At 70.1% G+C, this 19547-nt stretch carries 17 protein-coding genes; 4 read left to right on the top strand and 13 right to left on the bottom strand.

What is annotated here, in order from left to right; genetic code table 11:
* Positions 1 to 353: 353 nt before the first annotated feature.
* Positions 354 to 1223, top strand: a complete 870-nt coding sequence (locus QLQ83_RS06375; RefSeq protein WP_282734683.1) for a class I SAM-dependent methyltransferase — start codon at positions 354 to 356, stop codon at positions 1221 to 1223.
* Positions 1224 to 1375: 152 nt separating this feature from the next.
* Here QLQ83_RS06375 and QLQ83_RS06370 read toward each other — a convergent pair whose 3' ends face one another.
* Both QLQ83_RS06370 and QLQ83_RS06365 read right to left on the bottom strand, forming a co-directional pair.
* A complete protein-coding gene (locus QLQ83_RS06370) occupies positions 1376 to 2428 on the bottom strand; it encodes a calcium/sodium antiporter (protein WP_282734682.1) in 1053 nt (350 codons plus the stop codon).
* Between the two features lie 150 nt (positions 2429 to 2578).
* Positions 2579 to 3409, bottom strand: a complete 831-nt coding sequence (locus QLQ83_RS06365; protein WP_282734681.1) for an oxygen-binding di-iron domain-containing protein — start codon at positions 3407 to 3409, stop codon at positions 2579 to 2581.
* Between the two features lie 112 nt (positions 3410 to 3521).
* On the opposite strand from QLQ83_RS06365, the gene QLQ83_RS06360 reads away from it, so the two are divergent.
* Positions 3522 to 4109: a TetR/AcrR family transcriptional regulator gene (locus QLQ83_RS06360; protein ID WP_282734680.1), complete on the top strand. Its 588-nt coding sequence runs from the start codon at positions 3522 to 3524 to the stop codon at positions 4107 to 4109.
* A gap of 184 nt (positions 4110 to 4293) precedes the next feature.
* Here the strand turns inward: QLQ83_RS06360 and QLQ83_RS06355 are convergent, their stop codons facing one another.
* The 5 genes from QLQ83_RS06355 to QLQ83_RS06335 form a co-directional block, all read right to left on the bottom strand.
* Complete coding sequence (locus QLQ83_RS06355; protein ID WP_282734679.1) at positions 4294 to 5877, bottom strand: tetratricopeptide repeat protein; 1584 nt, start codon at positions 5875 to 5877, stop codon at positions 4294 to 4296.
* Between the two features lie 397 nt (positions 5878 to 6274).
* On the bottom strand, positions 6275 to 7594 hold the full coding sequence (locus tag QLQ83_RS06350; protein ID WP_282734678.1) for an NAD(P)-binding domain-containing protein: 1320 nt from the start codon (positions 7592 to 7594) through the stop codon (positions 6275 to 6277).
* Positions 7591 to 8151 carry an OsmC family protein gene (locus QLQ83_RS06345; protein ID WP_282734677.1) on the bottom strand — a complete coding sequence of 187 codons (561 nt, stop codon included), beginning with the start codon at positions 8149 to 8151 and terminating at the stop codon, positions 7591 to 7593. Before QLQ83_RS06345 ends, QLQ83_RS06350 begins: the two co-directional genes overlap by 4 nt.
* Positions 8152 to 8257: 106 nt before the next feature.
* Positions 8258 to 8815 (bottom strand): nickel-binding protein, encoded by a 558-nt coding sequence (locus QLQ83_RS06340; RefSeq protein WP_282734676.1) that lies wholly within the window; start codon positions 8813 to 8815, stop codon positions 8258 to 8260.
* On the bottom strand, positions 8812 to 11127 hold the full coding sequence (locus QLQ83_RS06335) for a BTAD domain-containing putative transcriptional regulator (protein ID WP_282734675.1): 2316 nt from the start codon (positions 11125 to 11127) through the stop codon (positions 8812 to 8814). Before QLQ83_RS06335 ends, QLQ83_RS06340 begins: the two co-directional genes overlap by 4 nt.
* Before the next feature lie 168 nt (positions 11128 to 11295).
* On the opposite strand from QLQ83_RS06335, the gene cysK reads away from it, so the two are divergent.
* Together cysK and QLQ83_RS06325 are read left to right on the top strand one after the other, a co-directional pair.
* Entirely contained in the window at positions 11296 to 12795 is a 1500-nt protein-coding gene (gene cysK / locus QLQ83_RS06330) for a cysteine synthase A (protein WP_282734674.1), read from the top strand.
* A 17-nt stretch (positions 12796 to 12812) separates the two neighbouring features.
* Complete coding sequence (locus QLQ83_RS06325) at positions 12813 to 13427, top strand: carboxymuconolactone decarboxylase family protein (protein ID WP_282734673.1); 615 nt, start codon at positions 12813 to 12815, stop codon at positions 13425 to 13427.
* 10 nt (positions 13428 to 13437) lie between these two features.
* Here the strand turns inward: QLQ83_RS06325 and QLQ83_RS06320 are convergent, their stop codons facing one another.
* Genes QLQ83_RS06320 through QLQ83_RS06295 form a run of 6 tightly spaced genes read right to left on the bottom strand, consistent with a single transcriptional unit; the run spans position 13438 to position 19201 of the window.
* Positions 13438 to 13782, bottom strand: a complete 345-nt coding sequence (locus QLQ83_RS06320) for a Na+/H+ antiporter subunit G (RefSeq protein WP_282734672.1) — start codon at positions 13780 to 13782, stop codon at positions 13438 to 13440.
* Complete coding sequence (locus QLQ83_RS06315) at positions 13779 to 14048, bottom strand: K+/H+ antiporter subunit F (RefSeq protein ID WP_282734671.1); 270 nt, start codon at positions 14046 to 14048, stop codon at positions 13779 to 13781. Before QLQ83_RS06315 ends, QLQ83_RS06320 begins: the two co-directional genes overlap by 4 nt.
* Positions 14045 to 14551 (bottom strand): Na+/H+ antiporter subunit E, encoded by a 507-nt coding sequence (locus tag QLQ83_RS06310; protein WP_282734670.1) that lies wholly within the window; start codon positions 14549 to 14551, stop codon positions 14045 to 14047. Before QLQ83_RS06310 ends, QLQ83_RS06315 begins: the two co-directional genes overlap by 4 nt.
* The gene (locus tag QLQ83_RS06305; RefSeq protein WP_282734669.1) at positions 14548 to 16071 is read right to left on the bottom strand and encodes a monovalent cation/H+ antiporter subunit D; all 1524 of its coding nucleotides are present in this window, start codon (positions 16069 to 16071) and stop codon (positions 14548 to 14550) included. Before QLQ83_RS06305 ends, QLQ83_RS06310 begins: the two co-directional genes overlap by 4 nt.
* Complete coding sequence (locus QLQ83_RS06300) at positions 16068 to 16406, bottom strand: Na+/H+ antiporter subunit C (protein ID WP_282734668.1); 339 nt, start codon at positions 16404 to 16406, stop codon at positions 16068 to 16070. Before QLQ83_RS06300 ends, QLQ83_RS06305 begins: the two co-directional genes overlap by 4 nt.
* Positions 16406 to 19201: a monovalent cation/H+ antiporter subunit A gene (locus QLQ83_RS06295; protein ID WP_282734667.1), complete on the bottom strand. Its 2796-nt coding sequence runs from the start codon at positions 19199 to 19201 to the stop codon at positions 16406 to 16408. The genes QLQ83_RS06300 and QLQ83_RS06295 overlap by 1 nt, the downstream gene beginning before the upstream one ends.
* Positions 19202 to 19547: the final 346 nt, after the last annotated feature.

Raw genomic sequence — 19547 nt, 5'->3', positions numbered from 1 at the left:
GACGGAAGGGGCTGCGCCGGGGGACGACCTAGAGCCTGCCGGACTTGATGCTGATCAACCTCGAAAGCCGGTCATCCGGCCAACCTCATTCGGCCTGATTCGTTAAGTAGTGATCTATTCGCATCATCAGATCGATCAAGCTGTCTCGAACCCCGACTCTCTCGCGATGATCGGTCAGATTCGACAGGCCCCTGGACCATTCAAGGGCCTGAATCATGACAGGGGCCGCAGGAAGGGAGACCAACTGCTAGAACTGGTAGGTAGGCGGCGGGTCGTGGCAGCGTGATGCCCCGTCGCCGTGATGCGGTGCCGCAGCACTGCGACCCCCATGGCTTCCATCCCGGAGGTACGCCATGCAACAGACCACGCAAACCACCAGCGAATACGTCGAGTTCTGGAACGACACCCTGGCCGACAAGTTCGATCGCTTCCAGGACATCCTGATGAACGGCCTGAGCTACCACAGCCGGGTTCCGCTCACGCGACTCGATATCGAACCCGGTAGCCGGATCCTCGATGTCGGCTGCGGCTGGGGCGATACCGCCATCGAGCTGGCACGCCGCACCGGTCCTCGGGGCGAGGTCCTGGGCCTGGACTGCGTCGCACAGTTCCTGGAGGACGCCCAGCGCCGCGCCGCGGAGGCGGACGTCGACAACGTGCGCTTCATCGCCGCCGATGTCGAGCGCTACCCCTTCGAGCCTGAATGCGACCTGTGCTTCTCGCGCTTCGGCATGATGTTCTTCGAACATCCGGTAGTGGCCATGCGCAACGTCCACAAGGCGCTCAAGCCGGGCGGTGAGCTGATGTTCATCGTCTGGCGCGATATCGAGGACAACCCCTGGCTGGGGCTGCCCAAACGGGTAGTGCTGGACTTCCTGCCTCCGCCCGGCGAGGACGCCCGCACCTGTGGCCCGGGGCCCTTCTCCATGGCCAATCCCGAGGTGGTTACCCAGCAGCTGGAGATCGCCGGCTTCGAGAACATCGCCTTCGAGCGCAACGACGGGCCGGTCGAGGTGGGCGACTCGGTGGAGAACGCCATGCGCTTCCAGCTCGCCCTGGGGCCGGCCGGGGAGGTGTTCCGCGAGGCCGGCGAGGAGGCCGAGCGGCAACGCCCGCAGATCGAGGAGGCGCTGCGCCAGGCCCTGGCCCCCTTCGAGCAGGATGGCAAGATCGTCATGGGCTCAAGCTCCTGGACCATCACCGCGCGCAAGCCGGAAGGTTGAGCTCGCACCAGCCGAGCCGGCCAACGCTACTGCGGCGGCCCCCGAGGCGGCGTGGGCAACCCAGGCCTTGCAGCCGTCGTCGATGCCCGCGGCGGGGGCCGCTCGCTCGATGCGGGGGCCGCAACCGAATCGGCGTCGCGTCCGGCGCGTTGCTAGCGCAGGCGACGCCGTTCCTGCAGGGTGAGAACCGCCAGGGTCAATGCCGTGATCGGGAGCACGAAGTAGAGCATGGTGGCGCCGAAGCCCGGCAGTGCATCGTGCTGGGCCGCCGCCAGGATCAGGTAGAGGGTGTAGGCCAGGTAGTAGGCGAGCAACGCCCCGCCCTCCCAGCGACTGATCACGCCCCCCGTGAAACCGATCGGCAGGCAGGCCAGCGCCACGGCAATCATCACCGGGATATCGAAGCCCACCAGGGCCGGTGGCACGGCAATCGCCGAGGCGGAGAGCAACCCGGTCAGCCCCAGCACGCCGAGGATATTGAAGACGTTGCTGCCGATCACGTTGCCCACGGCGATGTCGCGTTCGCCGCGCAGGGCGGCGATGATCGAGGTGACCACCTCGGGCAGCGAGGTGCCCGCCGCGATGATCGTCAGACCGATGACCTGCTCGCTGACCCCCAGGAAGGCCGCGAACGCCACTGCCCCCTCCACGAACCAGCGTGAGCCCAGCACGAGCAGGGCCAGTCCCCCCACCACCAGTGCCAGGCTGAAGGCCCAGTGGGTCTCTCCCGAGGCCGGCGACTCGCCGCTGTCCTCAGGCTGGGCTCGCGCATTCTGATAGAACAGGAAGGCCAGGTACGCGGCCAGTCCCGCCAACAGCAGCCCCCCATCGAAACGTCCCATGACGCCATCCAGTGCCAGCAGCAGCATCGCCACCGAGAGCCCGATCATCAGCGGAATGTCGATGCGTACCAGCTGCTGGGCCACCGTCAGGGGAACGATCAGCGCCGAGACGCCGAGAATGAAGAGCACGTTGAAGATATTGCTGCCCACCACGTTGCCAAGGGCAATGCCCGCTTGGCCATCGCTGGCGGCCTTGAGGCTCACCGCCAGCTCGGGGGAACTCGTGCCGAAGGCTACCACCGTCAGGCCGATGATCAGCGGCGTGATGCCCAGCCGTTCGGCCAGGCGCGATGCACCCCGCACCAGTCCCTCGGCCCCCACGATCAACAGCACCAGTCCGGCCACGAAGGCGGCAATGGTCATGGCTTCGACTCCTGTCATCCGGTCGCTCGGCTCAAGTAAGCGTCGGGCCGGGTGGAGTCGCTGTCCAGCAAAACCTGATGCGTGGCGTCGGCGTGACGGGGCCCGGCGCCATCACGCGCCGGGCCCTTACGGCTGCGCTCCAGGCCGGTGTCACACCTCCAGGCGCGCTTCCGGGCTTCCTTCCAGCGCCTTCGCCACGGCCTCGATGGCCTGCGGGTCGGCCGGGTCGCTGGGAGCCGCGCACCAGGCCTCGAATATCACGGATGTCAGGGCCGCGATACCGTCCTCGGCGACCGGCAGGTGGCCGGAGAGCAGGGTAGTCGGTGCCAGGCGCTCGAGGGCATGCAGCGAGCGTCCCAGGGCATCCCGGTCGCTCGTAGCCAGCCAGGGGGCGTCGATCGCCGACCAGGTCACCAGGCCGTCGCGCAGCGCGCTCGCCTCGATCGCCGTTACGCTGTCGGCCGGGGCGGGGAGCAGGGCGCCGAAGCTGTCGGCGGCGAACAGGGTACGCGAGCGGGTGTCGAGAAAGCCCAGCGTCTCCGGCGCGTCGTAGTAGGGCGGCCGCAGCGGCACCAGCTCGCGGTCGCCGAGCGTCAAGCGGGCACCGGGTTCCAGTAACTGCACACGGCCGGTGTCGAGGCCGAGCAGGCCCATCTTGCCCATGCCGAGGAAGTTGGTGACGACCCGGGCCCGGGGGGCACGTTGCAGTATTCGGGTGAGGTTGCCGATATGGTCGGCATCGGTGTGGCTCAACCAGATCCAGCGCAGGTCGGCGAGGTCGATCTCTGCCTGCAGGGCGTCGAGGAAGGCATCGCCGAGAGCGGCCAGGCCGGTGTCGACCAGTACCGGCTCGCGTCCCTTGTGCAGGAAGGCATTCACCGTCAAGCCACCCATGCCCTGCAGGGGCAGGAAGGCGGGCAGCACACACCAGTCGCACCCGGCATCCCGGGTCGGCAGCATCAGGGGGAGAGTGTCGGTCATCGCGGGACTCCGTGGTCATTGTTGGAGTTAGTGAACACGTATGTTCACTGAAATATTGATAGGCCCGCAGGCGGCGCTTGTCAATATTTGAGTGAACAGGTATGTTCAATAAATGGCCGAGAAACGTCGTTACACCCAGCGCAAGCGTGCCGCCGGCCGGGAGGAGACCCGCGAACGCATCGTCGAGGCGACGATGCAACTCCACGAGGAGGTCGGACCGCGCGCCACCACCATCAGTGCCATCGCCCAGCGCGCCGGCGTACAGCGCCTGACCGTCTACCGCCACTTCCCCGACGAGACGGCGGTCTTCGCGGCCTGCACTTCGCGCTGGCTGGAACTGCACCCACCGCCGGACCCCGCCGAGTGGGCTGCCTCCGAGGCGGGCGTGGCGCACGTGCGCGCCACCCTGCGGGCCTTCTACCGCTACTACCGCGCTACCCAGCGCATGTGGCGTGCCGCCCACCGCGACGCGTCCGAGGTCCCGGCGCTTCAGGCGCCCATGGCGGCATTTCGCGACCATCTGCGCCAGGTGAGCGAGGACTTGCACGAGCACCTCGGGGCGACCGAGGACCCGCGCCTGGCGATCACGCTCCAGCACGGCCTGGCGTTCACCACCTGGGCCTCGCTCGAGGCCCAGGGGCTCGACGATGCGGTCATGGCGGAGCTGGTGGTGGCGTGGCTGGAGGGGCTCACCGGCTGACCCTGTCGCAGGCCGGTGCCGCAGAATCGGCAGTGGCCGTCGTCGGTCAGGTTCCGGCTCCAGAGGGTGACCCCGTCGCGCTCGATCAGCCACTCGCTGCAGCGGTGAATGCTTGCACTGGCGCGACGCCAGGACGCGGGCCCGTCAGGCGGGTCCGCGTCCTGACAGGTACCCGTCATAAGTCTTAGAAGCGGGAGGCCGGCAACCAGACGTCGGCTCTCGCCCAGGCCCGTTCGAACGCCTGGCCGGCCTCGGCTGCCTCGGTGTCCCTTCCCTGGGCGGTGAGGCTCTGCTCGAGCCCCTTGAGCGACCAACCGTTGTCGGGGTGTACCGCCAGGGCGTCGCGATAGATCGATTCTGCCTCCTGGGCGTGCCCAGCCTCCAGCAGCACCGCTCCGAGCACATGGCGGGCGGGTATCGGCCAGGGCTCTGGCTCGGAGTAGCCGAGGCCGTCCTCCAGGGCGATGGCTGCCTGCAGCTGTTCGCGCGCCTCATCGAGGCGCCCCGCCTCGGCGGCGATTTCGCCGGCCAGGATACCGGCCGCGATGCCCAGCAGATCGCGCTGCGCATGCCGGAAGAAGTGATAGGTGGCATCGTCCGGGGTCGCCTCCCGAGTGGCACGGATCTGCGCCAGGGTGTCCCGGGCCGCTTCGGCATCACCGGTACGCAACTGCGCCAGCCCTTGCGCGAAGTGCCACATGGCGGCCTGGAAGGCGGCGTCTGGCGCACCGTCCTGGTTCAGTAGTTCGTCCCAGCGGCCGAAGCGGGCGAGCTGCAGGCTGTGGTGGAAGATATCTTCCGCGCGTTCGCGACCGATGTCCCGAGCGGCTGAAAGGGCGACGCCGCTCTGCCCGTCCATCCAGGCGGAATAGACCAGCATCAGGGTGTTGTGGGGCGCATAGGTGCTCACGGCCGCGTCGTGGCGGGCCGCCTGGTCCCTCTGGCGCGCCCGCTGGTTGGCGCGGACGCTGTCGCCGTAGCGGCCGATGTTCATGTAGATGTGTGAGGGCATGTGCTGAATATGGCTCACTCCCGGGATGGCGTCGGCCAGCCGGTCGGCGCAGGCCTCGGCGCGGGTCGGCTCATAGGCTTCCACGGTGTGGACATAGAGGTGGCAGGCGCCGCCATGGCCCAGTTCGGCGTCCAACACGGTTTCCAGTTCCTCGATCACCGTCTGTGTCTCCGGGTAGGGTTCGCCATCTGCCTGGTAGAGATCCCAGGGGCGGTACAGCATCAGCGATTCGGCATAGAGGGTGCGTATGTCAAGGTCGTCGGGATGTGCCGCCACGGCCTCTTCCATGGCCTCGGCGTAGCGGCGGGTCGCCTGCTGCGGGTCGCTATCGTCGTCGGAGGGCGGGTAGCGCAAGGCCATGGCCTCGATCAGCGCCTGCTCCCAGGGTGCGGCCTCATCGGCCAGCTCCAGGGCTCGCTGGGCCGCCGCGTTGGCGTCCTGCGGATCACCGACGCCTCCCGGGTTGTTCTGATAGGGGCCCAGCGCCCAGGCTTCCCCCCAGGCACAGAGGGCGCAGCCGGGGTCGTGCTGCTGTGCGGCCCGGAAGGAGCGGATCGCTTCCGGTTGAGCGAAACCGTAGGCGAGACGCAGCCCCTGATTGAAGTAGGCCTGGGCCTGCTCGGAGTCCGTGGTAATGGTGCGGCCATACTCCCCCAGGTTATCGAAGCGCGGTATCTCGGCGCCGTGGGCGGGGGCGATCCAAGCCACGCTGGCCATGGCCAGTGCGCAGGCGGGCGTACTCATAATGGCTTTCATGGTGACCTCCCATCGGTCGTGGTTTCCAGGATTGCGGCAGACGCTTGTCGTCCGCCAGTCTCCTGGGTCCCACACTCCCCTTGGCTGGCCGCTCTTGCCAGTGCCAAACGGGTCAGAAACGGTCCCTTCCGGTCAGCGAGGCGGGGCAAAGGGCGGTGAGCGTTTCCCCCGGGTGCTCAGCGTGCCGCAGGCCTTGGTCCGCTCACCGGCTCAGTCACCACCTCGGCCAGGATCTCGGGACTGGCGGCGCCGGCCCCATTGGCCGGGGGGCCGTCGAACTCGCTGGTCATGGGAAAGGCCTCCTCGATGCCTTGAGACTGTCCGGCCCCGGCGGCGTTCCGGTGGCCACGGGGCAGGCGGAGGGAGAAGGGCGCCGGCCGAACGGGCCGGCGCGAAGTCAGGCACCGAGCGCGGTAGTCAGTCCCCGGGGCATGGTGCCATGGCGGTGACCCCGGGCCAGCCAGGCGACGAGATGGGCGCTGAGCTCCCGGGCATCGTCATCGGCCCCGTGGATGAAGCTCGACTTGCGACGGCGCAGGAACGGCAGGCCCAGCACGTAGAGCCCCGGGGCATCGACCACGCCGCCGTGATGGCGCAGCTGCCCCTTGCGGTCGAGCACCGGCACCTGCAGCCAGCTGTAGTCGGGGCGATAGCCGGTGGCCCACAGCACGGTGCGGATCCCGCCGCGGGCGAGATCCAGCCCCAGGCAGGGGACGTTCGGCAGGCGGGTCGGCGGGAAGCGCTCCGGCGCCTCGAGGCAGCCCTCCAGCCCGCGGGTCCGCACCCAGGCATCGAGGGTGTCGAGCAGTCGTCCCAGCTTGAGGTCCGCCGCGGCGCAGTGGGCCGACAGCGAACCGGAGAACTGCAGCCGGGTGTCCTGCAGCCCCACCAGCCGGCCGACCAGTCTGACGCCCCGCGCGCTCAGGGCATTCAGGTCCAGGGTGGCGGGGACGTCGCCGCCGGCCAGCTGCGGCGAGGGCAGGCGGCGGGCCCGCTCGATGTCGTCCACCTCGTCGAAGCGCTGGTCGTGGATGCCGGCCGCCTCCAGCCACCACTGGATATCCCGGCCCCGATAGCGGCGCGGCAGTCGCACATGCTCGCCCACCGACAGGGTCACCGCATGACCGGCGCGCTGGAGCTCGTCGGCCAGCTGCAGCCCGGTGGCCGAGGCCCCCACCACCAGCACGCCGCCCGGCGCCAGCTGGCCCGGGTGGCGATACTCCCTGGGCGTCAGGCGGTCGACCGATGCCGGGAGCGCCCGGTCCAGGGCCGGCACCCGGGGCAGGTTGAAGGCGCCACTGGCGATCACCACCGCCCGGCAGCGCCACTCGCCCCGATCGGTGATCACCCGGTAGCCATCGTCTGCCGGCCGGACCGAGCGCACCCTGGTACCGGCCTGTACCGGGGCCGAGAGTCGTCGGGCATAGTCGCCAAGGAAGTCGACCACCTGGGGCATGGACATGAAGCCGTCCGGGTCGGGCCCCGCGTAGCGGAGCCCGGGCAGCCGGCATTGCCAGTTGGGGGTCAGCAGCCTGAGCGAGTCCCATCGCTCGTGGCGCCACGCGTTGCCTACCTCGCCACGCTCCAGCAGCACATGCTCGATGCCGGCCCGGCCGAGGTAGTGGCTCATGGCGAGCCCGGCCTGGCCCGCGCCGATGACCACCACGGTCACCGCGCGGGCCGGGCGGTGCTGCCGGCCTGGACGCTCCTCGCTCATTTCACCTGCACCGAGACGTGGGTGGGGTTGGTGAGGATGTCGAAGACGGCCGAGCGCTTCTGCGACTGGGCGACCAGGGCCTCGATCTCCTCGCGGGTGGCGTCGGCATCGATCTCGAAGGTGACGCGGACGTCATCGAAGCCGTTGCGCACGTCGCGGTCCATGCCGAGGATGCCCTGGATGTCCATGTCGCCCTCCAGGCGGGCCCGCACCGAATTGAGCTGGATGCCACGGTGCTGGGCGACGGCGGCGATGCCGGCGGTCAGGCAGCCGGCGAGGCCCACGAGCACGTACTCCACGGGGGTCGGGCCATGGTCCTCGGAGGCGAAGACCTCGGGGTGGTCGGTATCGAAGGCGAAGCGGGTCTTGTGGCGCTGCTCCTCGCCGAGGCCGTGGAAGCCCTCGACGGTGGCGCGGCTATGGGTGCCCATCACCCAGTCGCAGCTGGTGCGCCAGGTGAAGCGTGCGGCCTCGGGGGCCTGGGACAGGGCCTCGCGGGCGCCCAGCAGGGCGGTGACGTTGACGCCGTTGTCGATCTCGCGGATGGCGGTCTGCATGGTGATCTCTCCTCGGGGATTGTCGTGGTATGGCGGGTGGGCTCACCCGTCAGGTACGACTCTGGGGCCGTCACGTGGGACCCAGCGTGGGAGAGCACGTGGTTTTTCAGGCGTCGTGCGTGGTATCGACCGGGAGGCCGGGGAGGATCGCGCGGAAGGCCCAGACACGCGCCAGCGGCATGCCGGCCTGGTGCTGGGCGAGACGCACCGACTCGGCATCGGGGGCCCGGTAGAGGCAGAGCATGCGTCGGGCGTCCTGCGAGAGGAAGGTGCGCACGAAGCGCACCCGGTGGTTCTGCAGGCAGGCCGCGCCGGCCTCCTCGCGGGCCTGGATCGCCGCGAGGCTGACCGGCGAGGCGAAGGCGCGCTCCACCAGCACGTTGGCCTCGGCGAGCGCCCCGGCGTCGAGTCCCGGTGCGTCGTGCAGCGTGCCGGGCCAGAGGGTGGTGACCTCGGCGCCTGCCTGGCGCAGGGCGTTGCGCGCGGACTCGACATCCGGCGCCCGGAAGCGGCAGACCATGCGTCGGCCGTCCCGCGAGAGCAGGCTGCCTTGCCAGGCAACGCGATGCAGGGCCAGGCAGCCTTCCGCTTCCAGCGACACCGAGCGCACGAATTCCGCCGTGAGTGGCCTCGAGAAGCAGCGTTCCAGGACGATATCCATCATGCGGCGCCCTCCGGCTTGCTGTCGGCCAGGCGGTAGGCCACCCGGAGGCGAGCCCAGCGGGCGACCGGCCGCCGGGCGATCTCGGCCGCCGCCTGGGCATGGTCGCGTTGCGCGTCGATGTCGCCGGTCGCCCGATGGGCCTCGGCCAGCACGCCGTGGGCGAGCAGCTGCTCGGTGGCACGTTCCAGGAGCCGGGCGTGCGTCAGGGCCTCCCCGGCCCGCGCGATGGCGTCGAGCGCTCGCCCCCGCTTGAGGTCGAGCTGGGCCGCGTGGATCAGCAGGCAGCAGAGCCGGTGCTTGGCGTCGGCGTCACGCAGCGTTGCCAGGGCGGTCTCCAGGGGGGACGCCTGGTCCTCCAGGGCCTGGTCCTCCAGGGCATAGCGGCAGAGCGCGAGGGCGGCGCAGGCGAAGGGTGCCTCGCTGCCCTCGCGCAGTTTCTCGCCGATCTCCGCGAGGGTGATGCCGCGCTTCAGGGCCTCTGGGAAGCGGCCCCGCTCCAGCTCCAGCATCAGCAGGCCCTCGTTGGCCTGGAACTCGCCGAGCCGATCCCCGCTGGCCTTGCACAGGGTCCGCGCCTCCTTGAAGTGTCCCTCCGCCTCGTCCAGCCGGTTGTCGTGAAAGCGCATCAGCGCAAGGGCCATGGGGATGGCGGGGTGACTCAGCCGCTGCCGGTCGGCCAGCGCGCGGGCGTCGTCGAGCATCCTGGCGGCGCGGTCGAGGTCGCGCTCCAGCATCGCCAGGCACTTCGCCGTCTCTGCCATGGCGATGATCTGGTCCCGGTCGTCGGCGCTGTGAGTGACCCGCTCGGCCTGCAGGGCCTCCTCGTGGGCATCCCGCCACTGGCCATGCGACCAGCGAACCTGGCTGGCGAGCTGGTAGCCGAGCCGCGCATGGGCGAGGGCACCATGCTCCAGGGCCTGTTCGGCCAGGGTCACCAGTTCCCTGGCCGTGTCCTGCCAGTCCACCAGGGGGGCGGCATGAAGCATCACGTCGCGCAGCTCGAGCAGCAGGCAGACCCGGCGAGCGCCGGTGAGTCGCTCGGCCATCTCGACGCCCTGGCGGGCGAGGCGCAGGGCCTCGTCGTTGGCGAAGAAGCGCAGGCAGACCCGTCCGGCCGCGACCAGGGCCTCGGCGGCCAGTTCCGGGTCACCCCCCCGTCGGGCGTGGTGCGCCAGCTCGGCGGCACTGTCCAGGTCAAGGTGGGCATCGCCGAGCCGCTGTTCGGCGACATGGCGGTGCATCAGCTGGCGCCGCGCCGGAGAGATCGCCTCATAGAGGCGGCGCGGCAGGTCGCCGTCCGCGAAGCACAGCCCGTGTTCGGTGGCCTGCAGCAGGCCGCGTCGCTCGGCGACCTCGAGGGCCGCGCCGATGCGCTGGGCCTCGCGCCCGCTCAGCCGGGCCAATACGGTGACATTCGGGCAGGCGCCCAGCAGCGCGGCCCAGCGCAGGACTTCCAGGGGCTCGCCCTCGAGAGGCGCTGCCTCGAGGGAGACGGGCGGCGCGGCGTCCGGGGGCGTTGCCGGCGAGGGGGCCGCCGCCTGCGGCAGCGCCTCGTTGGCCTGGCGAGGCAGCGGGGGGCCGGTCGCGGGGTGGACGGCCGGCGCCCGCCGGGCGCGCAGCAGGGCGCCGCTCGAGGGGAGGCCGGCCTCGCCGAGCAGGCGCAGGCCCAGCCGGTAGTGCTGCTCCGCTTCCCGGGGGCGATTGAGGCTCATCAGCAGCCGGATCAGCCGGGCGCGGGCGTCCTCGTCGAAGGGCGCCAGCCGGACCAGCGCATGGGCATGGATCAGGGCCCGCTCGGGGGCCTCGGCCAGGCGACTGACCAGCGTCGAGAGCAGCGCGATCTGGGCACGCAGGGCCCGCTCCCGCTCGGCCAGGCACCAGCTGTGGAAGTCGTGGAAGTTCGGCAGCTCGAGCCCTTGCAGGAAGGGGCCGCGATAGCGGGCGGCGATGCGCTCCAGCCGCGCGATGTCGTCCTGTTCGAGTCCCTCCCCCTGGACGCCGTGCAGGGCCAGGAGGTCGACATCCAGGTCGTCGGTATCGAGCGACGCGCCGAGGCGGTCGGCGATGATGCGCGGCCTGCCCGGCTCATCCACCAGCCGGCGCAGTTTCGACAGGCTCCAGCGCAGCGAACCGCGAGGGTCGTCGGGAATCTCCCACAGCAGGTCGCAGAGGTGCTCGCGACAGAGGGGGCGGCCGTTCACCGCCAGGTAGGCCAGCAGGGCGCGGGTCTTCTTCGACGGCGGGAGGGTCAGCACCCGGCCATCCCGAACCACCTCGAGATCGCCGAGCACGTTGAGGGTCAGTGCGTTCATCGCCTGCTCCCTCCCAGGAGAGAGACCACTCTTGAGTATAGCGCGCCTGGTACCCGCGCCCGCGGGGCGAGATCGGAAAAATACCACGCTGGCTACCACGCCCGCTCCCTCGGCGCCGGCGCAGGCTGACCCTGCAAGGCACCGATCCCGCTACCGAGGAGCAGCGACATGGCACGCTACGACAGTATCCTGGACACCATCGGCCGCACGCCGCTGGTGCGGCTCGACCGGCTCGCCCCCCCCGGGGTGGACCTCTACGTGAAGCTCGAGGCCTTCAATCCCATGGGCTCGGTCAAGGACCGCATGGCCCTGGCGGTCATCGAGCAGGCGGAACGCGACGGCGCACTGCGCCCCGGCCAGACGGTGATCGAGGCGACCAGCGGCAATACCGGCATCGGACTCGCCATGGTCTGCGCGCGCAAGGGCTATCCGCTGGTGGTGACCATGGCGGAGAGCTTCAGCGTGGAGCGGCGCAAGCTGCTGCGCTTCCTGGGGGCCAGGGTGGTGCTGACCCCCGCGGCCGAGAAGGGCACCGGCATGCTCGCCAAGGCGGTGGAGCTGGCCCAACGCCACGGCTACTTCCTCTGCCGGCAGTTCGAGAACGAGGCCAACGCCGAGGTGCACTCGCGGACCACGGCGCGGGAGATCCTCGACGATTTCCGCGGGGACGCCCTGCACGCCTGGGTCACCGGCTTCGGCACGGGCGGCACCCTCAAGGGGGTGGCCAGGGTGCTGAAGCAGGCGGACCCGACGACTCGCGTGATCGTCGCCGAGCCCGACAACGCCGCCCTGCTGGGCAGCGGCATCGCGCAGCCGCGGGATGCCCGCGGCGCCCCCACGGCCAGCCATCCGCGCTTCCGCCCCCACCTGATGCAGGGCTGGAGCCCGGACTTCATCTCGCGGCTCACCCAGGACGCCCTGGCGGCGCAGCATGTCGACGAGGTGGTGCCGGTGGCGGGCGACGAGGCGCTGCGGCTGTCCCGCGAGCTGGCCCGTCGCGAGGGCATCTTCGTCGGCATCTCCAGCGGGGCTACCCTGGCCGCCGCGCTGGACGTGGCGCGCCGTTCACCGCCCGGCAGCAACATCGTCTGCATGCTGCCGGACACCGGCGAGCGCTACCTCTCCACGCCGCTGTTCGATGGCATCGGCGAGGCGATGAACGACGAGGAGCTTGCCCTGTCGCGCTCCACGCCGGGCTACCGCTTCGATGCCCCTGCGGCGCCACCCCGCTCCGCGGAGGCGACCCCGGCGGCGCCGGTGGCGCTGGATCCCGAGGCCGAACGCTTCGTCGACGTGACCGTGGCGGGAGAGCCGGTGGTGATGTTCGCCCTGGAGTGGTGCGAGTTCTGCTGGTCGGTGCGCAAGCTCTTCGCGCGCCTGGGGATCGACTACCGCAGCGTCGACCTCGACGCGGTGGCCTACCAGGAGGGCGACCTGGGCGGCAGGATCCGCGCGGTACTGGCCGCGCGCACCGGGGCCACCACCATCCCGCGGATCTTCGTCGGCGGCGAGTCGATCGGGGGCTGCACCGAGCTCTTCGATGCCTGGCGGGATGGCTCGTTGCGCCGGCGTCTGGAGGCCCGCGGCATCGCCTATCGCCGCGATGTGGAGGTCGACCCCTATGACCTGCTGCCGGGGTGGCTGCATCCGCGCACCAGCGCGGCGTGAGCGGGAGGCACGACGAGATGAGCTTCATCGACACGATGGCGCCCGAGCAGGCCTCAGGCGAGGTGCAGGCCATGTACCGGCGACAGCAGGCCCACTTCGGCTACCTGCCCAACTATGCCCGGGTGTTCTGCCATCGTCCCGAGGTGATGGCGAGCTGGGCGGCCCTGCTGGGCACCATCCGGCGTCACGTCGACCCGCGGCGCTTCGAGCTCGTGACCCTGGCCGCGGCGCGGGCGCTGGGCAACTCCTACTGCGCCCTGGCCCACGGCCAGGCGCTGGCGGGGCTGGTGGGCACGCCGCAGCTGCAGGCGATCCTCGAGGGCCGGGACACGCTCGACGCGGCGGAGCGGGAGATGATGGCCCTGGCCACGAAGGTGGCCGATGACGCTGCCGGGGTGACCCAGGCCGACATCGACCGCCTTCGGGCACACGGGCTCGCCGATGACGAGATCTTCGACATCGTGGCCGTGGCCGCCGCGCGGGCCTTCTTCACCAAGGTGCTGGACGGCCTCGGTGCCCAGGCCGATGTCGCCTACCGGGAGATGGCGCCCGAGCTGCGCGAGGCGCTCACCGTGGGACGCCCCATCGCCGCCGGGGACGAGCGGCGGGAGATGCCCTCGGCCGAGGCGTAGCGGGCCACCGCTAGCGGTCGGGCAGGTTGCGGGTGCCCGGCACGCCCGGCAGGCGCCGGCGCAGGGCGGCCTTGCCCATCATGTGGGCGCTGACCGGGGCGGTGGCGAACAGGAAGATCGTCACCAGCGCCTCCTGCACCGAGACGCCGTCCTGCTGGTGGCTGAAGTAGAGCAGCGAGCCGATCAGCGTGCAGCCGACGCCCAGGGTGCTGGCCTTGGTGGGGCCATGCAGGCGCGTGTAGAAGTCGGGCAGCTTGGCCAGCCCCCAGGAGCCGATCAGCGCCACCAGGGCGCCGAACAGCAGGAAGGTGGCGACGACGAGCTGCAGGGTCCACGGCATGTCGATGCTGGTCATTCGATGACGTCCCCCCGAAGCAGGTACTTGCTCATGGCCACGGTGCCGACAAAGCCCATCAGGGCGATCAGCAGGGCCAGCTCGAACAGCACGCCGAGCCCCATCCGCATGTCGGCCAGCACGATCAGTGCGATGCTGTTGATCATCAGGGTGTCCAGCGCGAGGATGCGGTCGACGATATCGGGGCCCACGGCCAGCCGGTAGAGGTTGAGCAGGGCGGCGATGGCGAAGAGCGTCATGGCGACCGGTATCACGAAAGCGATCATCGGAAGATCTCCTCGAGCGGCTGCTCGTAGCGTTCGCGAATGGCGGCGATGGCCTCGGCCTCGTCCTCCAGGTGCAGGGCGTGCACCAGCAGGGTATTGGCCTCGGCGTCGTAGTGGATCGACACGGTGCCCGGCGTCAGCGAGATGGTGCTGGCCAGGATGGTGATGGCGAAGTCGTCCTCCAGGACGAGCGGATAGGTGAAGAAGCCCGGCTGAAGGTGGCGGGCGGGGCGCAGGATGCGCAGGGCCACCACCAGGTTGGAGCGCAGGATGTCCACCAGCAGCACCAGCAGGTAGCGCAGCAGCGGCAGGGGGCGTCGGATCTTCGCCTCCTCGGGCCAGAAGCCGTGCGTCACGAAGGGGATGCCCACGCCCAGGGCCAGCCCCAGCAGGGCATGCGCCACGCTGACCTCGTTGACCATCAGCAGCCACAGCAGCGCCAGGAACAGCGAGAACAGCGGTCGCGGCAGCCAGAACTGTCGGGAACGGAACGCGGGTGTCACGGCGAGACCTCCTGGCCGGCGGCGCGGGCGTCCGGCAGCACGGCGTCGATATAGGCGTGCGGGTCGAGCAGCTGCTCGGCGGTCAGTTCGAGGTAGCCCATCACCGGCTCGCCGAACGCCGCCAGGGCGCCGTTGAGGCCGACCATGATGGCCACCAGGGTGAGCAGCCCGGGGCGCAGCGGATAGGGCCTGGCCATCTCGCCCGGGCGCCAGAACCAGGTGCTGCCGGTGCGGCTGATGGCGATGATCACCAGCAGGGCCGAGGCCAGCAGCACGCCCCACAGCCACAGCCCCCGGGGGTCGGCGGCACTGGCCTGGAGGATCCAGGCCTTGCTGACGAAGCCGCCGAAAGGGGGCAGGCCCGCCATGGCGATGCCGGCGATGAAGAACAGTGTGCCCAGCTCCCAGCGATGCCCGATGGGGCCGGTCGCGGAGAAGCGGTCGTAGCCCTCCTCGCGCTGCTGGCCCAGCAGGTCGGCGAGCAGGAAGAATACCGCGGCCATGACGGTGCTGTGGATCAGATAGAAGAGCGCGGCGCCCAGGGCGGCCGGGGTCACGAGGCTGATGGTCGCGAGCAGGGTGCCCACCGAGAGGATCACCAGGTAGGCGGTCAGGGTGCGCAGGCTGTCAGAGCCCAGCACGCCGACGCCACCCAGCGCCAGGGTCAGCAGCGCCAGCGGCCACAGCCAGCCCCAGGCCGTCGCGGCGACGGCGGACTCCCCCAGCGCGAAGACCAGCAGGAAGACCCGCAGGATGGCGTAGATCCCGACCTTGGTCATGATGGCGAAGAGCGCGGCTACCGGGGCGCTGGCGGCCGAGTAGGCCCGCGGCAGCCAGAACAGCAGCGGCAGGATTGCCGCCTTGATGCCGAACACCACCAGCAGGATCAGGCTGGCGGCGGCGAGCAGCGGGGCATCCTCCGGCGGCGCCTCGGCCACGCGCAGCGCCAGGTCGGCCATGTTGAGGGTACCGGTGAGGCCGTAGAGGGTGCCCAGGGCGATCAGGAACAGCGCCGAGCCCGCCAGGTTGATGATCACGTAGTGCAGCCCGGCGCGGCTGCGGGCGCGGCCGCCGCCATGCAGCAGCAGGGCGTAGGAGGCGATCAGCAGGATCTCGAAGAACACGAAGAGGTTGAACAGGTCGCCGGTCAGGAAGGCGCCGTTGAGGCCGGCCAGCTGGAACTGGAAGAGGGCGTGGAAGTGGGCGCCGCGCTGGTCCGTGCCGCCGCTGGCGTAGATCAGGCAGCACAGGCCCAGCACGGCGGTCAGCGCCAGCATCACGGCGGAGAGGCGGTCGAGCACCAGCACGATGCCGAAGGGCGCGGGCCAGTCGCCGGCATGATAGATGAGGTGCTCGCCGCCGCCGGCGACCAGCAGGCACCAGATCCCCAGCAGCACCAGCCAGGCGGTGCTGGCGAAGCCCAGCAGGCGCTGCAGGGGGAAGGGCGCCTGGTAGAACAGCAGCTGGCCGGCGCCGGTGATCAGCGGCAGCAGGATCGGCAGGATCAGGGCATGGTTCATGCGCGATCCTCGTCGGGGTTCTCGCCGTCCACGTGGTCGTTGCGCAGCTCCACCGCCGCCTTGAGGGCCAGCACCACGACGAAGGCGGTCATGGCGAAGCCGATGACGATGGCGGTGAGCACCAGGGCCTGGGGCAAGGGGTCCGCGGAGCGCTCCGAGAGACCGACGATGGCCGGCGCGCCGGCGACCAGGCGCCCCGAGGCGAACAGGTAGAGGTTGACGGCGTGGGAGAGCAGGGTCAGCCCGAGGATCACCGTGAAGGTGCGCGCGCGCAGCAGAAGGTAGACGCCGCAGCTGGTCAGCACGCCGAGGGTGATGGCGTAGAGCAGTTCCATCAGCCGATCTCCTTGCCGGGGCCGGCCACCGTCATCAGCTTGCCGAGGTTGGCCAGTATCAGCAGCGTCGACCCGACCACGGTGGCATAGACGCCGAGGTCGAAGAGCATGGCGGTGGCCAGCTCGAACTCGCCAATGAGTGGCAGGCTGACATGGCCGTGGGCCGAGGTGAGGAAGGGGAAGCCGAAGAGCCAGCTGCCCAGGCCAGTAAAGGTGGCGATCAGCACGCCGGCGCCGATCAGCGGCCGGAAGGGGGCCAGCATGCGCGACTGGGCCCACTCCAGGCCGCCCGCCATGTACTGCAGGGTCAGCGCCACCGCGGTGATCAGCCCGGCGATGAAGCCGCCGCCGGGCAGGTTGTGGCCGCGCAGGAAGATGTAGGCCGAGACCAGCAGGGCGATGGGCAGCACCAGCCGGGCCACGGTGCTGAGCATGATCGGGTGTGGCTCGGCGACCCAGTGCATGGGATTGGTCTCGACCACCCGCTCCTTGAGGTGCAGGTCGCGGGTGAAGGCGAACACCGCCAGCGCGGCGATGCCCAGCACGGTGATCTCGCCCAGGGTGTCGAAGCCGCGGAAGTCGACCAGGATCACGTTGACCACGTTGGTGCCACCGCCGCCGGGCACGCTGTTGGCGAGGAAGAAATCGGAGATCGTCTGGTGGGGGCGGGTCAGGATGGCGAAGCTGAAGGCCGCCACGCCGACGCCCATCAGCACGGCGATGGCCAGGTCGCGCCCCATCCGGAAGCCGCTCGAGGCCCTGGGCGAGGTCTGCGGCAGGAAGGAGAGCGCCAGCATCATGATCACCACCGCCATCACCTCCACCATCAGCTGCGTCAGGGCGAGGTCGGGGGCCGAGAAGCGGGCAAAGGTGACGGTGACGAAGAGCCCGGTGACGCCCAGCAGCAACAGGGCCGGCAGGCGGTAGTGGTGGAAGGCCACCACGCCGATGGCGGCCAGGCACAGCAGGATGGCCGCCAGCAGGGTGAGCGGATCGAGCGGGGAGAGCGCCTCGCCGCCGTGCCAGCGGGTCACGCCGCCGAGTGCCAGGCCCACCAGGACCACCACGGTGGCCATGATGAAGGTCAGGTAGCGCTGCAGCGAGCCGTTCTCGAGCTGGAAGACGCGGCGCTGGGAGAGGGCGATGGCGCTGCGCATGATCCAGTCGAAGATCTCCTTGGCGTCGACCTCGGGCAGCCGGGCATGGAGGCGGAACAGGGGGTCGCGCCAGTGGTAGAAGAGCGCGCCGCCGGCCAGGGCGAACAGGCTCATCAGCATCGGCAGGCGGCCCCCCAGAGAGGCGAAGTCGAAGGGCGTCACCGTGGCCTGACGCGCCGCGGCGAAAGCGGGATGGACCAGGGCAGCGTAGAAGGCCTCCGGGGCCAGCCCCACCAGCAGGGTGGCGAAGGCCAGCAGCACGATGGGCGACAGCGCCGCCGCTCGCGGCGCGCGCGGCGGCCAGGCCGGCAGGTCGACCGGCCGGCCGTTGAAGAAGACGTTATGGAAGATGCGGATCGAGTAGGCCACCGAGAAGAGTCCGGCCAGGGTCACCCAGAGGGGAATCACCACCACCGCCCAGTGGGGTGCCGTGACCTGCAGGCTCTCGCCGAACAGCATCTTCTTGCTCAGGTAGCCGCTCATCAGCGGCAGGCCGGCCATGGAGGCGGCGGAGACGGCCGAGAGTCCCATCAGCGCGGGCATGAAGCGCCACATGCCGTTGATCCGTCGCATGTCGCGGGTGCCGGTGGCACGATCCACGTAGCCCGCCATCATGAACAGCGGCGCCTTGAACAGCGCGTGGCAGAGCAGGTGGAAGAGCGCCGCCGCCACGGCCATGGGGGTGCCCAGCCCCAGCAGCAGCATGATCAGGCCCAGGTGGGAGACCGTGGAGTAGGCCAGCAGGCCCTTCATGTCGTGCATGAACATCGCCACGAAGGCGCCCACCATCAGCGTCACCATGCCGGTCAGGGTCACCAGGTGGAACCACTCGGAGGTATCGCCCAGCGCCGGGTGCAGCCGGGCGAGCAGGAAGAGCCCCGCCTTGACCATGGTGGCGCTGTGCAGGTAGGCGGAGACCGGCGTGGGCGCCGTCATGGCGTGGGGCAGCCAGAGGTGGAAGGGGAACTGGGCCGACTTGGTGAAGGCGCCCAGCAGGATCAGGTTGAGCATCAGGCCGTAGTGCTCGTGGGCACGGATTTGGTCGCCGGCCGCCAGTACCGTGGAGAGCTCATAGCTGCCGGCGGCCTGGCCCAGCAGCACCACGCCGCCGAGTAGCGCCAGCCCGCCGCCGCCGGTGATCACCAGCGACATGCGGGCCCCGAGCCGGGCCGCATGGTCGTGGGTGTGGTAGCCGATCAGCAGGAAGGAGACGAGGCTGGTCAGCTCCCAGAACACCAGCAGGAACAGCAGGTTCTCGGAGAGCACGATGCCCAGCATCGCCGCCATGAACAGCAGCACCAGGGTGAAGAAGCGCGCCGAGGTGTCGCTGCCCTCGAAGTAGTAGCGCGCGTAGAGCAGGATCAGGCAGCCGATCCCGGTGATCAGCAGGGCGAACAGCAGCCCCAGGCCGTCGAGGCGGAAGGCCACGTCGAGGCCCAGTGCCGGCAGCCAGGAGAGCCGCTGGACTTCGGCCTCGCCGCCGCCCATGACATGGGGCAGCCAGCTCAGCAGCAGCAGCAGGGTGAAGACGGCGGGAAGGGCGGACACCGAGGCGAGAAGCCGAGACGAGCGCCCCCGCATCAGGGCGGGCAGGCAGGCGCCGGTCAGCGGCAGCAGGATGATCAGCGCGAGCGGCATGGGCCAGTCTCCCTGTCCAGCATCGAGTGCGACACGTTCCCTTCACTCCACTCACTTCACACCAAGGCCGCGTCGACCCTCTTGATTGACGTCAACCGAGGCCGATGTCGTGGGAAACGGCCCGAGGGTGCCTCTCGAGATTACCCGCGCCGCCGTGCGGGGTGAAGGCCTTCGGACGACAACCTTGACCCATCCAGGTGGACGCTGGCCACGACGTCCATCAGCGGAACCTGGGCGCCGCACGCTGTGAGGCGCTCACCTTGGGCTGGCCGATTGCCATGCGGGACCCCGCGACAAGGCCGGGCTCGGCAGAGCCGGCGGCCTCACCAACCCGTTCGGCGACTGA

It is taken from the genome of Halomonas rhizosphaerae (assembly GCF_030010555.1).
Classification (GTDB): Bacteria; Pseudomonadota; Gammaproteobacteria; order Pseudomonadales; family Halomonadaceae; genus Halomonas; species Halomonas rhizosphaerae.
This window is presented reverse-complemented; position numbering and strand designations above follow the sequence as displayed.